Annotated in this window: 18 protein-coding genes; 14 read left to right on the forward strand and 4 right to left on the reverse strand. The window is 68.9% G+C overall.

Going from position 1 to position 16719, the window contains the following annotated elements; all coding sequences use genetic code 11:
* Positions 1–140: 140 nt before the first annotated feature.
* The 13 genes from STH_RS01925 to STH_RS01985 all read left to right on the forward strand — a co-directional run bounded on the left by STH_RS01925 (position 141) and on the right by STH_RS01985 (position 12002).
* Positions 141–2876 (forward strand): valine--tRNA ligase, encoded by a 2736-nt coding sequence (locus tag STH_RS01925; protein ID WP_011194500.1) that lies wholly within the window; start codon positions 141–143, stop codon positions 2874–2876.
* Positions 2873–4195, forward strand: a complete 1323-nt coding sequence (locus STH_RS01930; RefSeq protein WP_050742054.1) for a bifunctional folylpolyglutamate synthase/dihydrofolate synthase — start codon at positions 2873–2875, stop codon at positions 4193–4195. Before STH_RS01925 ends, STH_RS01930 begins: the two co-directional genes overlap by 4 nt.
* 111 nt (positions 4196–4306) lie before the next feature.
* Entirely contained in the window at positions 4307–5161 is an 855-nt protein-coding gene (locus tag STH_RS01935) for an SPOR domain-containing protein (protein WP_011194502.1), read from the forward strand.
* 179 nt (positions 5162–5340) lie between these two features.
* Positions 5341–5574 (forward strand): DUF4321 domain-containing protein, encoded by a 234-nt coding sequence (locus STH_RS01940; protein ID WP_011194503.1) that lies wholly within the window; start codon positions 5341–5343, stop codon positions 5572–5574.
* 15 nt (positions 5575–5589) lie between these two features.
* Entirely contained in the window at positions 5590–6174 is a 585-nt protein-coding gene (locus STH_RS01945; protein ID WP_011194504.1) for a Maf family protein, read from the forward strand.
* Positions 6175–6191: 17 nt separating this feature from the next.
* Entirely contained in the window at positions 6192–6896 is a 705-nt protein-coding gene (gene radC / locus STH_RS01950) for a RadC family protein (RefSeq protein WP_011194505.1), read from the forward strand.
* A 46-nt stretch (positions 6897–6942) separates the two neighbouring features.
* Positions 6943–7962 carry a rod shape-determining protein gene (locus STH_RS01955; RefSeq protein WP_011194506.1) on the forward strand — a complete coding sequence of 340 codons (1020 nt, stop codon included), beginning with the start codon at positions 6943–6945 and terminating at the stop codon, positions 7960–7962.
* Between the two features lie 39 nt (positions 7963–8001).
* Positions 8002–8865 (forward strand): rod shape-determining protein MreC, encoded by an 864-nt coding sequence (gene mreC / locus STH_RS01960; protein WP_011194507.1) that lies wholly within the window; start codon positions 8002–8004, stop codon positions 8863–8865.
* Positions 8862–9377 carry a rod shape-determining protein MreD gene (mreD, locus tag STH_RS01965; RefSeq protein WP_011194508.1) on the forward strand — a complete coding sequence of 172 codons (516 nt, stop codon included), beginning with the start codon at positions 8862–8864 and terminating at the stop codon, positions 9375–9377. The genes mreC and mreD overlap by 4 nt, the downstream gene beginning before the upstream one ends.
* 130 nt (positions 9378–9507) lie before the next feature.
* Entirely contained in the window at positions 9508–10194 is a 687-nt protein-coding gene (gene minC / locus STH_RS01970; RefSeq protein ID WP_011194509.1) for a septum site-determining protein MinC, read from the forward strand.
* Complete coding sequence (gene minD / locus STH_RS01975; protein WP_011194510.1) at positions 10194–11000, forward strand: septum site-determining protein MinD; 807 nt, start codon at positions 10194–10196, stop codon at positions 10998–11000. The genes minC and minD overlap by 1 nt, the downstream gene beginning before the upstream one ends.
* Positions 11001–11016: 16 nt before the next feature.
* On the forward strand, positions 11017–11295 hold the full coding sequence (gene minE, locus STH_RS01980) for a cell division topological specificity factor MinE (protein WP_011194511.1): 279 nt from the start codon (positions 11017–11019) through the stop codon (positions 11293–11295).
* A gap of 236 nt (positions 11296–11531) precedes the next feature.
* Complete coding sequence (locus tag STH_RS01985; protein ID WP_242654564.1) at positions 11532–12002, forward strand: DinB family protein; 471 nt, start codon at positions 11532–11534, stop codon at positions 12000–12002.
* A 72-nt stretch (positions 12003–12074) separates the two neighbouring features.
* Here STH_RS01985 and pxpB read toward each other — a convergent pair whose 3' ends face one another.
* Entirely contained in the window at positions 12075–13988 is a 1914-nt protein-coding gene (pxpB, locus tag STH_RS01990) for a 5-oxoprolinase subunit PxpB (protein ID WP_011194513.1), read from the reverse strand.
* A 174-nt stretch (positions 13989–14162) separates the two neighbouring features.
* Between pxpB and STH_RS01995 the strand changes: the two genes are divergently transcribed.
* Entirely contained in the window at positions 14163–14633 is a 471-nt protein-coding gene (locus tag STH_RS01995) for a hypothetical protein (protein ID WP_043713060.1), read from the forward strand.
* Positions 14634–14677: 44 nt separating this feature from the next.
* Here STH_RS01995 and lepB read toward each other — a convergent pair whose 3' ends face one another.
* Genes lepB through STH_RS02010 form a run of 3 tightly spaced genes read right to left on the reverse strand, consistent with a single transcriptional unit; the run spans position 14678 to position 16711 of the window.
* On the reverse strand, positions 14678–15199 hold the full coding sequence (lepB, locus tag STH_RS02000; protein WP_158506822.1) for a signal peptidase I: 522 nt from the start codon (positions 15197–15199) through the stop codon (positions 14678–14680).
* A 46-nt stretch (positions 15200–15245) separates the two neighbouring features.
* Entirely contained in the window at positions 15246–16016 is a 771-nt protein-coding gene (locus tag STH_RS02005; RefSeq protein WP_011194516.1) for an ABC transporter ATP-binding protein, read from the reverse strand.
* Positions 16013–16711: an ABC transporter permease gene (locus tag STH_RS02010; protein WP_011194517.1), complete on the reverse strand. Its 699-nt coding sequence runs from the start codon at positions 16709–16711 to the stop codon at positions 16013–16015. Before STH_RS02010 ends, STH_RS02005 begins: the two co-directional genes overlap by 4 nt.
* Between the last annotated feature and the right edge of the window lie 8 nt (positions 16712–16719).

A 16719-nucleotide genomic window follows, 5' to 3' on the forward strand; every position in this document is an offset into this window, starting at 1 on the left:
GCCCGCTCGCTGAAGGAGCGCCGGGTTCGCCCGTTACAGCGCCAGAGCGCCCCGATGGGGGAAGTAAGGTGGTACCGCGAGCCCCGGCTCGTCCTTATGGGACGGGCCGGGGTTTGATCTCGTTGAGGGGGGACTCCGACATGTCGGCAGAACAGAAGCAGGGCGGGACGGAACTCGCGCCGCGCTACGACGCCAAGCTGGTGGAGGACGAGTACTACCAGTACTGGATGGACGGCGGGTTTTACCGCGCGCCCATTGTGGAGGGAAAGCAGCCCTACACCATCGTGATCCCGCCGCCCAACGTGACGGGCACGCTGCACCTGGGACACGCCCTGAACAATACCATGATCGACATCCTCATCCGCTGGAAGCGGATGCAGGGCCATCCCACGCTCTACCTGCCGGGCACCGACCACGCGGGCCTGGCGACCCAGATCCGCGTTGAGGAGGACCTGCGCAAGTCCGGCGGCCCGACGCGGCACGAGCTGGGCCGCGAGGCCTTCGTGGCCAAGGTGTGGGACTGGAAGGAGCGGTACCACGCGACCATCACCAGCCAGCTGCGCAAGCTGGGCGTGTCGGTCGACTGGAGCCGGGAGGCCTTTACCATGGACGAGCGGCTCTCCCGGGCGGTGCGCGCCTTCTTCGTCCAGCTCTACAAGAAGGGGCTCATCTACCAGGGCACCCGCATCACCCACTGGTGCCCCAAGGACCAGACGGCGCTCTCCGACATCGAGGTGGAGTACGAGGAGCGGCAGGGCCACATGTGGCACTTCCGCTACCCGCTGGCGGACGGCTCCGGCAGCATCGTCATCGCCACCACCCGGCCCGAGACGATGCTGGGCGACACGGCGGTGGCGGTCAACCCTGAGGACGAGCGCTACAAGCACCTGGTGGGCAAGATGCTGCGCCATCCCGCCACCGGCCGGGAGATCCCGATCATCGCCGACGAGTACGTGGACCCGGCGTTCGGCACCGGCTGCGTGAAGATCACGCCCTTCCACGACCCCAACGACTTCGAGATCGGCCTGCGACATGGCCTGGAGATGCCCCAGGTGATCGGCCCCAAGGGGGAGATGACCGAGGCGGCGGGCAAGTACGCCGGCCTGGACCGGTATGAGTGCCGCAGGCGCATCGTGGCCGACGCCGAGGCCGAGGGCTGGCTGGTCAAGGTGGAGGAGCACCAGCACGCGGTGGGCTGCTGCGCCCGCTGCGGCACCGTGATCGAGCCCTTGATCTCGCGGCAGTGGTACGTGAAGATGAAGCCGCTGGCCGAGCCGGCCATCCGGGCGGTGGAGAGCGGCCAGATCAAGATCGTGCCCGAGCGGTTCACCAAGGTTTACCTGCACTGGATGGAGAACATCCAGGACTGGTGCATCTCCCGGCAGATCTGGTGGGGCCACCGCATCCCGGTGTGGTACTGCGACGACTGCGGCCACCTCACCGTCAGCGAGACCGACCCCACCCGGTGTGAGAAGTGCGGGTCCGCCAACATCCGGCAGGACGAGGACGCGCTGGACACCTGGTTCTCCTCGGCCCTGTGGCCCTTCTCCACCCTGGGCTGGCCCGACGACACGGCGGATCTGCGCTACTTCTTCCCCACCGATGTGCTGGTCACCGGGTATGACATCCTGTTCTTCTGGGTGGCCCGCATGATCTTCAGCAGCCTGGAACTCACCGGCAAGATCCCGTTCCACACCGTGGTGCTGCACGGCCTGGTGCGCGACGCCCAGGGGCGGAAGATGTCCAAGTCGCTGGGCAACGGCGTCGACCCCATCGACGTGATCGACCAGTACGGCACCGACGCCCTGCGGTTCATGCTGGTCACCGGTTCCAGCCCGGGCAACGACATCCGCTTCCACACCGAGCGGGTGGAGAATGCCCGCAACTTCGCCAACAAGCTCTGGAACGCCAGCCGCTTCGTGCTCATGAACCTCGCCGACTGGCAGCCTGCGGCGGAGGGGGCGGCGCTGCAGTACGACGTCGCCGACCGCTGGATCCGCCACCGGTTCAACGAGGCCGCCCGGGCGGTGAACGAACTGCTCGGCGAGTACCAGTACGGCGAGGCGGCCCGCACCATCTACGACTTTATCTGGAGCGAGTTCTGCGACTGGTATATCGAGCTGGTGAAGCCCCGCCTGTACAACCCGGCGGATCCCACCCGTGCGGCCGCCCAGGAGACCCTGGCCCGGGTCCTGGAAGGGACGCTCCGGCTGCTGCACCCGTTCATGCCCTACATCACCGAGGCGATCTGGCAGAAGCTGCCCCTGCGGTCGCCGCAGGTGGAGACCGCCCCGGAGATCGCCCGGGCCGCGGGCAGGGACGCGCTGCCTCCGTCCATCTCCGTGACGGCGTATCCGACGCCGGTGGAAGGCTGGGCCGACGCCGAGGCCAACGAGCGGATGGCGCTGATCATCGACACGATTCGCGCCCTGCGCTCCATCCGGGCCGAGTTCCGCCTGGGCGAGCACACGCGGATCGACGCGGTGGTCATGGCCACCTCCGACCAGGCGCTCGCCATCCTGAACGAGGGGCGCGCCTTCATCGAGAACCTGGGCAAGACGGGGCAGCTGACCATCCAGCCGGTGGCCGAGGCGAAGCCGAAGAACGCCGCGGCGGCCGTGGTGACCGGAGCCGAGATCTACGTGCCGCTGGGCGGGCTGATCGACCTGCCCAAGGAGATCGAGCGGCTCACCAAGGAGCTCACGACCACCGGGGACGAGCTCGCCAAGCTGGAGAAGAAGCTGAGCAACGAGGGCTTCCTGACCAAGGCGAAGCCTGAGGTCGTGGAGAAGACCCGCGAAGAGGCCGCCGCCCTGGCGGAGAAGCGGCAGGCGCTGGAGAACCGGCTGGCGATGCTCAGGAGCATGCAGGGATGAAGACCATGACCTACGAAGCAGCCCTGGCCTATCTGGCCGGGCTGCAGCGCTTCGGCATGAAACCCGGCCTCGAACGCACGGTGGCGCTGCTGGAGCAGCTGGGTCGGCCGGACCGCCGGGTCGGGCGGGTGGTGCACATCACGGGCACCAGCGGTAAGGGGTCCGTGGCCGCCATGGTGGAGGCGGGGCTCCGGGCGGCCGGGCGGCGGGTGGGCCTGTACACCTCGCCGCCGCTCATGCGGTTCAAGGAGCGGATGCAGGTGAACCGGGCCGAGATTCCCGAGGCGGACGTCGCCCGGCTCACCGCCCGGGTGGCGGAGGCGGCGGAGGCGGTGATCGCCGCGGGGCTGGAGCCGCCCACCGAGTTTGAGGTCATCACCGCCATGGCCCTGGCCTGGTTCGCCGAGCAGTCCGTCGACGACCTGGTGCTGGAGGCGGGGATGGGGGGGCGGTTCGACGCCACCACTGCCGTGGAGAAAGCCGCCGTCACGGCCATCACCAACGTCGGCCTCGACCATACCCAGTGGCTGGGACAGACCCACGAGGCGATCGCCTGGGACAAGGCCGGCGTCATCCGCCCAGGCGTGCCCTGCGTTACGGGCACTGACCACCCCGGCGCCCTGGCCGTCATCGAGCGGGTGGCGCGGGAGCAGGGCGCTCCGCTGCTGCACGTGACCCCCGCAGACTTCCGGGTGCTCGGGGCGGACCTCTCCGGCCAGGTGGCGGACCTGCGGGGTGAGCGGGGCTGGTACCGGCGGGTGCGGCTGAGCCTCCTGGGCCGGCACCAGGCGGCCAACGCCGCCGTGGCCCTCCGCATCCTGGAGGTGCTGGGCGTGGACGAGGGCGCGATCCGGGAGGGGTTCGCCCACGTCGCGTGGCCGGGGCGGATGGAGCTCCTGCGGGCGGCCGGCGGGCAGCTGGTGCTCCTGGACGCGGCCCACAACCCCGCCAAGTGCGCGGCCCTGGCCGGGGCCGTGGCCGAGCTGTTTCCCGGGCGGCGGGTCCACCTGGTGGTGGGGATGCTGGCGGACAAGGACGCCGCTCAGGGGCTCGCGCCGTTGCTTCCGCTGGCCGAGCGGGTGTGGGCGACGACGCCGGAGAGTCCCCGGGCCATGCCGGCCCCGGAGCTCGCGCAGCTGTGCCGTGAGCTGGGGCATCCCGCGCTGGTCGCGGCAGACCTGCCGGAGGCCCTGGAGGCGGCCCTGGCCGCGGCCGCCCCGGGAGACCTGGTGGTCATCACCGGCTCCTTTTACACCGTCGGACCGGCCCGGCGGATTCTTGTCCCGGGCCAGGTTATACAAGCCCTCCCCCCCGCATAGGCATGGTGGGGAAACGACCCGCACAGGCGAGCGGTCAGGGGCCGACACCGTGAGCCGCCCCGAACCGTAAGCTCCACCGGCGGGCGAACCACCCAAGCGGGAGGGGACACCATGCATCGGTTTGGACGATCCGTGCAGAAAAGAGCGAATGACCGGTGGGGCGGCGTGTTTATCCTGGCCGTCGTGCTGGCCGTGGTGGGGGCCTGGCAGCTCGGCGGCGTCCTGGGGAACCTCCTGGGCGAGGAGAAACCCGCCGCGATGGAACCCGTACCGGGACTGGAGGAGGCCACCGGGATCTCCGGACCCGCGGGCTCGCCGAGCCAGGTCGCCATCGTTCCGAGGCCCTTCCAGGTCCACTTCGTTCAGGTCGGCGCGTTCCGGTCGGAGGGAGCCGCCCGCAACCTGGTCAGCGAGCTGGCCGGCCAGCAAGTGGTCGCGGCGATGACCCCGCGGAACGCCATGGGCCTGGTGAAGGTTTACGTCGGGCCGTTCATGTCCGGGGAGGAGGCCGGCGAGGTCCTGGACGTGATGCGGGAGACCGGGGTCGCCCCCAACGCCTTCACGGTGGCCCTGGACGTGGACTACGCCCCCGAGGCGGTCATGGCCATGACCGGATCGGCCAATCCCGATCTGCAGACCGGGCTTGATGCCTTGAACAACTACCTCTACGAGGCGGGCGCCTGGTTCGCCCGGCGGGCGGCGGGCGAGCCGGCCGACGGCGGCATGCTGGTCGCCCTCGGCCAGGAGGTGAGGCAGGCGGCCGCCCGGCTCGCAGCGGCTGAGGAGAACCCGGCCATCACCCGGTTCCTGGGGCTGGCGGACATGGCATCGGTCAACGCCGCCGACATCGAGGTCGCCGCCAGCGCCGCTCCCGGCAGCGAGGAGTTCCAGCGTGCGATGAACGGCTACGTCAGCCTGCTGGAGCAGTACCACAACTTCTATGCGGCCGACGCCGCAAGTGAGTAGGGCGTGATCCGGGCCACCGCCATCCGGTGGCCCTATTCCATATATTGCCAACCTCGGTCCCCTGTGCTATGCTGGGGGCGGGTCTGCCTCCCGCGCAGGAATCTCGCCGGGAAACCACGAAACTTAGGCTATTCGAAGTGCGTCATATCAAGAGCCGCGCCAGCTAAGGGGGCAGTTCTGTGAAACGCGGTTGGCTGGTGTTCATGTGGGCGCTCATCGGCGCCGTCGTGGGACAGCTGTTCGGCGCAGCCCTCGCCCACTACGTTCCCTTCCTGAACTATCACATTCCGCTGGGCATGGCGCCCGCGACGATTGACCTGAACTTCCTCGTGGTGACCTTCGGGGTTTCGTTCAAGCTAACGGTAGGCGGCGCGATCGGGCTGGTCCTGGCGCTCTGGCTCGCCCTGCGCTGATGTGAGGTGACGGCGTTGCAGCAGCTCATTCTGGCCTCATCCTCCCCCCGAAGGCAGGAACTCCTGCGGCAGGTGGGGATTCCCTTCGTCGTCGCGGTTCCGGAAGTGGACGAGCACGCGGTGCATGCCGACTCCCCGGCGGAGCTGGTGGAGCGCCTGGCCCTGCGCAAGGCGCGCGCGGTTTCCGTGCGGTACCCCGGGGCCATCGTGCTCGGCGCGGACACCATCGTCGTCGTGGACGGCGAGGTCCTGGGCAAGCCGGCGGACCGGGCCGAGGCCGAGTGGATGCTCGGCCGGCTGTCGGGCCGTTCCCACCAGGTGCTCACGGGCGTGGCCCTGGTGCGGGGGGATGAGGAGCTCGTGGCGCACGAGGAGACCGTCGTCCGGTTCGCCCCCCTCAGCCGGGAGCAGATCCAGTGGTACGTGGAGACCGGGGAGCCGATGGACAAGGCGGGGGCCTACGGCATCCAGGGCCGGGCCGCCGCCCTGATCGCATCGATCTCCGGCGACTACTATAACGTCGTCGGCCTTCCCCTCCACCGCACGGTTCAGATGCTCACGCAGTTCGGCTATCCGATCTTCACGGGAGGCGCCGGCTGAAGGGAGAGCGACGGGTCGTGACCCCATCCCTGAAGAGGCTGCCCGAGGCGGACCGGCCGCGCGAGCGGTTGCTCCGGCTGGGTCCGGAGAAGCTCTCGGATGTGGAACTCCTGGCGATTCTGCTAGGAACGGGTTCCAGAGGCCGCTCGGTGATTGAAGTCGCCCGTGATTTGCTGCATCATTGTGAGGCGAAAGATCCCGGCGGCGGGCTGCGGGCCCTGCTCCACCTGCGGGACGCGGAGCGCAGCGAGCTGGTGAAGGGGCTGGGCCCGGCCAAGGTGTGCACCATCCTGGCCGGCCTGCATCTCGGCCTCCGGGCCAGTGCCGCGCCGCTCCGGCGGGTGGACCTCTGCAACCCGCGGGCCGTTTTCGAGTTTCTGGCCCCCCGTATGGCCCACCTCAGCATCGAGCAGTTTCACGTGATTCTCCTGAACGCCAAGAATCAGGTGATCGATGTCGAATGTGTTTCTGAGGGGACGCTGACCGCCTCGCTGGTGCATCCCCGCGAGGTGTTCAAGACGGCCATCCGCAGGAGCGCCCATGCGGTGATCCTCGCGCACAACCACCCCAGCGGCGATCCCACTCCCAGCCGGGAGGACCGGGAGATCACCCGCCGGCTCGTGCAAGCGGGCCGGGTCATCGGCATTGAGGTGTTGGATCATCTGGTGGTGGGGCAGGGCGGATACACGAGCTTCCGCGAGCGGGGCCTCCTGACCGGATGAGCAGCCGGATACCGTCCGCGCTCGGAGAAGAAAGGGGAACAGTGCGGTGTCCTTCTGGCAGTTTTTCGCACGCGACATCGGGATTGACCTCGGTACCGCGAACACCCTGGTATACGTCAAAGGCCGCGGCATCGTCATCGACGAGCCCTCCGTGGTTGCGGTGGACCGCGACCGGAAGGTCCCGCTGGCGGTGGGTGCGGAGGCCAAGCAGATGCTGGGCCGCACCCCCGGAAACATCGTGGCCATCCGCCCCATGAAGGACGGCGTCATCGCCGACTTCGACACCACCCAGACCATGCTGAAGTACTTCATCAACAGGGCGGGCAGCCGCCGTGCCCCTTTCCGACCGCGCATCATCATCTCCATCCCCTCCGGCGTGACCGGCGTGGAGCGGCGCGCCGTGCAGGATGCCGCGCTCCAGGCCGGCGCGCGTGAAGCGCACGTCATCGAGGAGCCGATGGCGGCCGCCATCGGGGCCGGCCTCCCCGTGGAGGAACCCACCGGCTCCATGCTCGTGGACATCGGCGGCGGCACGACGGAGGTGGCGATCATCTCCCTGGGCGGCCTGGTGACCGCCAAGTCGATCCGCGTCGCCGGCGACGAACTGGACGAGGCCATCGTGCAGTACGTCAAGCGCAATTACAACCTGCTCATCGGCGAGCGCACCGGCGAGGAGGTCAAGCAGACCATCGGCTCGGCCTATCCCACCGGCGAGGAGGAGGCGATGGAGATCCGCGGGCGCGACCTGGTGACCGGCCTGCCGCGCACGCTGCGGGTCACGTCCGACGAGATCCGCAAGGCCATGGCGGAGCCCGTGGCGGCCATCGTCGAGGCGATCAAGATCACCCTCGAGAACACGCCGCCCGAGCTGGCCGCGGACATCATGGACCGGGGCATCGTGATGACCGGTGGCGGCGCCCTGCTGAAGGGGCTCGACGTGCTCATCTCCAAGGAGACGGGCATGCCCGTTCATGTCGCGGACGAGCCCTTGCTCTGCGTGGTGAAGGGATGCGGCAAGTGCCTGGATAATCTCGATATTTTAAAGCGGGTGGCGCGCAACTCGTAGCTCTGCGCCGGCCGTCCGGAGGGCGTGAAGCTGTCACCCATGCGATATAATAAGCACCTACGCCTTCTTGGCGTTGCCCTGGGCGCGCTGGTCGTCATCTTCATCACGATGGCCCTGACGGCGCGCGGACGCACCGCGATCACCCCCCTCGAGAAGGGGATCGCGACGGTGCTCTACCCGTTTCAGGTGGCCACGGACTGGGTGCGCGACCGGGCCCGGGGCATCGTCGATTCCATCCGTGAGCTGACCCGGCTGCGCGAGGAGAATGCGGCCCTGCGGCAGCAGGTAGCCGACATGGCGCAGGACCGGGCCCTCATTGTGCAACTGCAGCAGGAGAACGAGCGGCTGCGGAAGGAACTGGGCCTGAAGGAGCGCACGCCGTACCCCATGCTCACGGCCGAGGTCATCAGCCGTTCGGCCGAGAGCTGGTACCAGACCGTGATCATCAGCCGGGGCAGCCGCGACGGCGTCCGCCAGGGCATGGCCGTCGTCAACTGGCAGGGCCTCGTGGGGAAGATTGCCTATACGACCCCCTACACGTCCACAGTTCAGCTGGTGAGCGACGTCGGCTTCAGCGAGGCGGGCTTCACCGAGGCCGGCTTCGGCGCCGGTGCGAAGCTGCCCAACGGCGAACAGGGCGTGTTGGAGACGGTGGAGGGCGGCTACCTGCGCATGCGCTTCTGGTCCACCGATCCCTCCGTCGCGGTGGGCCAGCCCGTGTTTACCTCGGGGCAAGGGATCCTGCCCGCGGACCTGCTGGTGGGCTGGATCGAGGAGGTGGATACCAGTTCCTCGTTCGTCAAGTCCGCCCTGGTGCGCCCGGCGGTGGACGTGCACAAGCTGGAAGTGGTGCAGGTGGTGCTGACCCCCAGCGAGGATGACAGGGGGTCGAGCGCACCATGAGGTACTGGGTCCTGACGGCGATCACGCTGGTCGCGTATCTGGTCGAGAGCGTGCTGGGTCCGTTCCTGGCCATCGGCGGGGTGGCCCCGAATGTGGTCTTCGTGGTCGCGGTCTCCTGCGGCCTGCTGTTCGGATGGCAGGTGGGGCTGGGCGTGGGGTTCGGCGGCGGGCTGCTCATCGACCTGACCATCGGTCAGTTGATCGGCAGTCACGCCCTCGCGGGGAGCCTGGTGGGGTTCATCGCGGGCGTGGTGGAGGAGCGGGTCTTCAAGGACAACCTCCTCCTGCCGCTGATCGGCGGCCTGGTCGGGTCCGTGGTTGGGCAGGCCGTGGTGCTGGCCTCGCTCCTGCTTTTCGGGCGCCATGTTCCCCTGGCCGAGCTCAGCGGAAAGCTGCTTCGCTCGGTGGCGTACGACACGGTGCTCTGCGCGCTGGTCTACTGGCGCATCTTCCGGATGTATGGCTTCATCCGACCCGACCCGCGCGGCGTCATCGTGCTTCGTCGCCGCTAGGCCCGGTTTCGTGGCAGCAATGTCGGTGGCAGCCGCCACCGACATTATTTGTAAATCGCAGGAGGAGTTTCGCTGCCCGAGGCGAACTAGACGAAGAGGATAAAACTACCGCCAGGGTCGTGAAGAGGGCATGCGTCAGGACATCGTCATTCGCGGGACGACCAGAACGGGACTCCTGCTGCTGCTCCCCGACGAGGGCGAGTTCTCCGCAGTGCTGGAGCGGCTTGCGGAACGGCTGGCCAGCAGCGGTCGGTTCTTTGTCGGCGGCAGGGTCCAGGTTCACGTGGGCAACCGCCGACTCTCTCCAGAGGACAGGGAAGCGCTCGAGCAGACCCTGCAGCGGAGTGGGATGGTGCTCCTCAGCGTGAAGGAGGGGGGCGACCCTCTGGCCGAGGTGCAGGCACCGGAGGCCGGGGCGCCGTCGGCGCCGCCTCCGCCCGCCGGGAACACGCTGGTGGTCACCAAGACCGTCCGCTCCGGACAGGAGATTCGGCATGACGGCGACGTGATCATCCTGGGCGACGTCAATCCGGGCGCGGTGGTGGTGGCGACCGGCCACATCGTCGTCATGGGCGCGCTGCGGGGCGTGGCGCACGCCGGGTGCACCGGAAACCGGACCGCCATCGTGGCGGCGACCAAGCTCCGACCCACGCAGCTCCGGATCGCAGAGGTGATCGGGCGGGCGCCCGACGGTGACGCTCCACAGTCCTACCCTGAGGTGGCGCGCATCCGCGGCGACCTCATCGTGGTCGAAGCGTCCGCGGAGAAACGCCAGGTGAGTGCGCTGGAAGCGGTCGGCGCGAAGGAGGATCGTTGATGGGACAGGTCATCGTGGTGACTTCGGGCAAAGGCGGCGTGGGAAAGACGACGACGACGGCCAACCTGGGCACGGCGCTGGCTCAGCTGGGCAACCGGGTCGTGCTGGTGGATGCGGATATCGGTCTGCGCAACCTTGACGTCGTGATGGGGCTGGAGAACCGGATTGTGTACGACCTCGTCGACGTGGTCGAGGGCAACGCCCGCCTGAAGCAGGCGCTCATCAAGGACAAGCGGAACGAGAATCTATACCTGCTTGCCGCAGCCCAGACCCGGGAGAAGAAGGACGTCACGGCCGAACAGATGAGGGACCTCACCGAGCAGCTGGCCCGGGAGTTCGACTTCGTGCTGGTGGACTGCCCCGCCGGCATCGAGGACGGCTTCAAGAACGCCATCGCCGGCGCGCAGAAGGCGATCATCGTGGCGAACCCCGAAGTCTCTTCGGTGCGCGACGCCGACCGCGTCATCGGGCTGTGGGATGCCCAGGACGGCGACCGGAGTCCGGCCATGCTGATCGTCAACCGGGTGCGCCCGCGCATGGTCGCGCGCGGCGACATGCTCGAGATCGACGACATGCTGGAGATGCTGGCCGTGGACCTCCTGGGGGTCGTGCCGGAGGACGACCACATCATCGTGTCCACCAACCGGGGTGAGCCGGCAGTCTACTCCCGTGACAGCAAGGCGGGCAAGGCGTTCCAGAACATCGCCCGGCGGCTGATGGGTGAGGCGGTGCCGATCATGGACCTGGAGACCGAGGAATCGCTGTGGTCCAGGTTCAAGCGCATTGTGGGGCTCGGCCGGAGCTAGAGGGGGGGGGCGTGGCATGCTGGATCTCATTTCCCGGGTCTTCGGACGCGATCACTCGAGTGCGGATATCGCCAGGGAGCGACTGCGCCTGGTGCTCGTCCACGACCGGACCAACGTATCGCCGCAGTTCCTCGAGACCCTCAAGGAGGAGCTCATCGAGGTCATCTCCCGCTACATGGAGATCGAGGAAGAAGGAATGGATGTCACCCTTCAGACGGCCGAGAACCAGGTTGCCCTTGTGGCCAACATCCCCGTGCGCCGCATGAAGCGGGCAGCCGTGGGAAGCAAGCGCTGAGAATAAGCCACCGGAGTTTCCGGTGGCTTTCGGCTTATCGATGTGTACGCGTGGGCGGACCGATGGGGAGTCGGCGGCTTCGGGCTGCCAGGCGCCGCGGGGGAGCACCCGCGGCTTTCTGTCCGAGGGGCGCCGGACCGCCGGTCTCCCCCAGCGGCGCAGGAATCGGACCCGACACTGCCGTAAGGAAGAGTAACTCATCCCGGCGCACGCCCGGGAACTTGGAGGTGCATGTCGTGGGGGAACTGCTGACCCCGGAGTCCCTGCTCGCGATGCTGGAGGGAAACCGGCGCCTGACGCTGCGGGTCGTGGAGCTGTTTCCCGAAGACGCCCTGTTCCACTTCACACCAGCCCCGCCGCTCCGGCCATTTGCCGACATGGTGAACGAAATCCTGGAGATGGAGGAGGGCTACGTGCGCGGAATCGCCACGCGGGAGTGGACCTTCTCGCCGAAGAGGGTGGTGAAGACCAAGCAGGAGCTGTTGGAGGCATGCGCGGCGGTGCGGCGGCGCACCCTTGAGCTGTGGCCGCGGATCACCGCAGCGCGGCTGACCGAGGAGGAGATCGACCCCTTCTTCGGCAGCGAGCCGCAGTCCAACCTCAGCCGGCTGGTCTACACCCTGGAGAACGAGATCCACCACCGGGGACAGGGGTACACCTACCTGCGCATCCTCGGCATTCAGCCGCCGGCCTTCTACATCCGGTAGCCTACACGGGGGCTGTTCCAGGTGTCATCTACGGATGACCCCGGAACAGCCCCCTACCAGACCACGCCCCAATCAGCGCTCGCCGTGCAGCGGGACCTCTTCGACCTCGCAGAGGAACTCGATGCCGTCGAGCGTGATGCGGTACACGCGCACGCCCGGGCGAACCGGCCCGTTCCGGTCTCCTTGCGCCACGGAAGCGGGCGCACCCGCGCCCCCGGGGGTCAGATTTCCGCCATGGTCCGGGGCGGTGGGCAGGCGATGGACCCTCATCTCGTCAGCCGGCCGCTGCGGCGCGGCCCCGCGGCCCTCGAGGAACCGGCGGATCTGCCCCAGCCGGCGGCGCTCCTGCCAGGCGATCGCGTGGCCCTCGGCGACGTCCGCCTCCCGGAACGTCACCCGGTCGCCCTCCTTCAGTTGCGCCGCCCGCCACAGGTCCGTGAAGACCGCCGTGGCGATCTTGGGGTACCCCCCGAGGGTCTGCCGGTTGCTGAGCAGCAGGATGGGCTGGCCGCTGGGCACCACCTGCAGGGCGCCCGGCGGGATCGGCTCCGAGAGCATCTCGGCGGGCCCTTCCGGCCGGATCTCCGGCCCGACCAGCCGGATGCCCTGCCGGTCCGCCTGGGGACCCACGCGGAAGGCTTCGGCGAAGAGGCGCGCAAGGCTCGCCGCGGGGAACTGATCGGCCTGGGGCCCCGGGATGAGCCGGATGACCGCCTCCCCTTCGAAGGCGGGGATGGCGTCGGCCGGCAGGCGCCGCCCGGCGAGGTCGGCCGGGGGATGGAGCGGCAGCCCGATGGGCAGCCAGTCCCCGGCCTGTAGGGGACGGCCCAGCGGCCCGACGTGGCCGAACAGGTCCTCGGACAGGCTGCCCAGCACTGGCGGCAGGTCGAACCCGCCGGCGACGCAGAGGTAGGCGCGGCATCCGGCGGTCACCGTGCCCAGCCGCAGCCGGTCACCCGGGCCGGCCAGGACCGACGTCCATCCGGGCACCGGCCTGGGCGCCCCGCCGTCCGCGGGGATCAGCTCCGCGGGGATGGGCGCCCCGGTCAGTGCGAACGCGGCCGGACCGGTGAACTCCACCTCGGGGCCGGTGAGGGTGATCTCCAGCGCGGCGGTGCGGGCACGGTTACCCAGCAGCCAGTTGCCGATCATCAGGGACTGCTGGTCGACCGCCCCGGCCACTGGAACGCCGTAGGCGGTGTACCCGCGCCGGCCCAGGTCCTGCAGGGTCGTCTGCCAGCCCGGGCGGAGGATGCGCAGCCCGGTGCGTCCCGGGGCGAATGCCGGAGGTCCGGCGGGTTCGGCGCGCTGTTCTGCCGCCAGCGCCGCGAACTCCTCCTCGTCGATGGGAACGAAACGGACGCGGTCCCCCGGCTGCAGGAGAGTCGGCGGATCCCGCAGGGGATCGAACAGCCGGACCGGGGTCCGCCCGATCAGCCGCCATCCGCCGGGGGCCTCGTTGGGGTAGATGCCGGTGAGCCGCCCGCCGATGCCCACCGAGCCCGCGGGGACGTGCACGCGAGGGCTGTCCAGCCGCGGCGCGGCGATCCGGGGATCGAGGCCGCCCAGGTACGGGAACCCCGGGCTGAACCCCAGGCAGTAGACCCGGTACGCGCCCCCCGCATGAAGCGCGGCCACCTCATCGGGGGACAGGCCCGCATGGGCCGCAATGGCCCCCAGGTCCGGACCCTGCTCACCTCCGTAGAGGACGGGGATCTCCACCTCCCGGCCGGCCGGCGCGGCGGCGGAGGCCCGGACGCCGGCCTCCCGCACCATGGCGGTCAGCTGCTCCAGCCGGATGCGCACCGGGTCGTACTCGACCAGGAGGGCGTGAAACCCAGGCGTCACCTCCACGATCGCCGGGTGGGTGCCGCGCAGGGCGTCGGCGAGGCTGTGGACGCGCCGGCTGGTCGCTTCGTCCAGCTCTTCACCCAGGTAGCAGAGCAGCGCCCGGTCGCCGCAGGGAACCAGTCGGAGATCGGCCAACGCCATCACCCTCACCTAGTCTTAATAGCAGGTGCCAATGCTATTCGAGGCAGTCGGCCGCCGCCCCTGCCTCTGGCGGGTGAAAACCGGACCGAACCCCGGCCCGTCTATTCCCCGAAAGGAGGATACTCATCGCCGTCTGGGACACCCGGGCGATACAGGGGGAGGATGACCATGCGCAGGTGGTTGGCGCTGTTGCTTGGTGCGGGGCTGCTTTGTGCGGGGGTGCTGTACGCCGGGGCGGCGCCGGGGGAGTGGCGCTCCGCCTACCAGATACGGCGGCGGGCCGCGGAACTGGCCCAGGCGGCGGATGTCATGGTCCTGGCGGAGGTCGGCGAGCAGGTGCTTCCCTCGTATCCGGCGGAGGGAAGGGTCTACACGGACACCGTGGTCTCCGTCGTGCGCGGCGGCGGCTTCGCAGCGGGAACGGAGCTTACCCTCCGCCTTCCCGGCGGACGGACGGACGACCTGGAGGTCATTGTGGATTACCTTCACCCCTTTCCCGACAAGGGCGGTCAGGTGTTTCTGCTGTTGAAGGAGGCCGGCGAGAAATACGACGTCCTGGCATTCATGGAACTGGTCGATGGAAGGCCCAGGTGGCCGGAGGGCCGCGCCTACATGCGATATCTCAGCCAACTTGAATGAGCGCGAAACACCCCCTCCGCTGCCCTGCGGAGGGGGTGAACGCGTCAGTCGATGGATCCGATGCGGCTCAGGGGCCAGATGCGGTACACGGCCCGGGCGAAGATGCGCTCCCGGTTCAGCAGCCCCCATTCGTGGCTGTCGTTGGACAGGTTCCGGTTGTCGCCGAGGACGAAGTACTGGCCCTCGGGGATCGTGACGGGGCCGTAGGTGTACCGGGGAGGCTCCGCGATGTAGGGCTCGTCCAGCGGCTCGCCGTTGATGAACACCAGCCCGTCCCGCACCTCCACCGTCTCACCCGGCAGGCCGATCACCCGCTTGATGTAGGGATACTGCGCCTGCACCTGCGGGGGCGGGTCGAAGACGACGATGTCCCCGCGGCGGATGGAGGTGAAGCGCAGGATCAGTTTGTCGGTCCAGAACCGGTCGCCCACCAGGATCGTGGGCTCCATCGAGCCCGTGGGCACCTCCCGCACCTGGCCGACAAAGGTGATGATCAGCAGCCAGAGCAGTACGCCGTACAGGACGTCCTTCAACAGGGTGAGCAGGGGACGCAGTTTCTCAGCCATCGAGTTGCCTCCTGATCGAATGCGTCCCTGTTCAGTTCCACCCCGGCTACGGGCCTTCCTGCCGCCGCCCTGCATCCAGGGTGCGTACCAGGTCGTGCGCCACCTGCACCAGGTCCCGCACCAGCGGCGTTGCCGGTTGGTTGAAGACCTCGGCCGGCGTGCCGATCTGGAGCAGCTTCCCTTCCGCCAGTACGGCCACCCGGTCCGCCAGGGGCGGGATCTCGGTGAAGTCGTGGGTCACGAAGAGGGCTGCCGTGCCGGAGGCCGTGAGGATCCGCCGCAGGTCCGCGAGCAGGTGGGATCGGGCCAGCACGTCCAGCGAGGCCATGGGCTCGTCCAGGTACAGCAGCCGCGGGCCGGTGGCCAGGGCCCTGGCGATGGAGACCCGCTGGGCCTCGCCGCCGGAGAGCTGGCGGGAGGAACGGTGGGCGAGATGGCTGATGCGCAGCTGCTCCAGCATCTCCATCGCCACCTCGCGCTGCTTCGCCGCCGGCACGCCCCTGAGGCGCAGCCCGAGGGTCACGTTCTGCATCACGGTGCCGGTGAGGAGCAGCGACTCCTGGAAGACCACGGCCATCTGCCGCCGCAGGGCCAGCGCCTCCTGGGGGAGGCTCACCTGCCGTCCCTCCCAGCGATAGCTGCCGAAGGAGGCGGGGATGAGCAGGGCCAGGGCGTGCAGCAGGCTGGACTTGCCGGAACCGTTGGGGCCGATGACCGCGAGCACCTCGCCCGGCTGGATGGCCAGGTGCGGGACGTCCACGACCACCCGGTTGCCCCGCTTCACCTTGACGTCGGTCACTTCCAGCAAGGCGGTCAATGCGGCCGCCCCCTTTGCTGGAGCAGAGTCAGGGCGTAGGTGACGAGCCAGATCAGGAGCATCAGGATGATCGACAGCGCGATGGCGATGTCGAAGTTGCCCTTGCTGACCTCCATGACCGTGGCGGTGGTCAGTACGCGCGTCCGGCCCAGGATGTTGCCGCCCACCATCGTCGAGGCGCCCACTTCGGAGATCACGCCGCCGAAGCCGCCGATGACCGCGGCCAGCAGCGGCAGCCGGGCCTCGCGGATGAGGAGCCAGTAGAGCTGCCAGCGGGACGCCCCGAGGGCGAGGATCTGGTCGTGCAGCTTCGGGTTCAGCTGGCCGATGCCCGCCAGCGCGTAGCCCGTGACCAGGGGCAGGGCGATGAGGAACTGCGCGATGATCATTGCCGTGGGGGTGTACATCAGCCTGAGGTAACCGAAGGGGCCCGAGCGCCAGAGCAGGAGCGACACGACGAGTCCGGCGACGACCGGCGGCGTGCCCATGCCGGCGTTAACGATGCTGATCATGAACTCGCGCCCCGGGAAGCGGGCCAGTGCGAGAAAGCAGCCCAGCGGGATCCCCACCAGGATGCTGAGCAGGGTCGCCGTACCGGCGACCCTGATCGTCAGCAGCGTAACCCGCACGAGTTCCGCATCGCCGGACACGAGCATCCGCAGCGCGGCCAAGATGCCCTGTCCGATCATTTCCAAGGGACAAT

The sequence above is a fragment of the Symbiobacterium thermophilum IAM 14863 genome, assembly GCF_000009905.1.
GTDB classification, from domain to species: domain Bacteria; phylum Bacillota; class Sulfobacillia; order Symbiobacteriales; family Symbiobacteriaceae; genus Symbiobacterium; species Symbiobacterium thermophilum.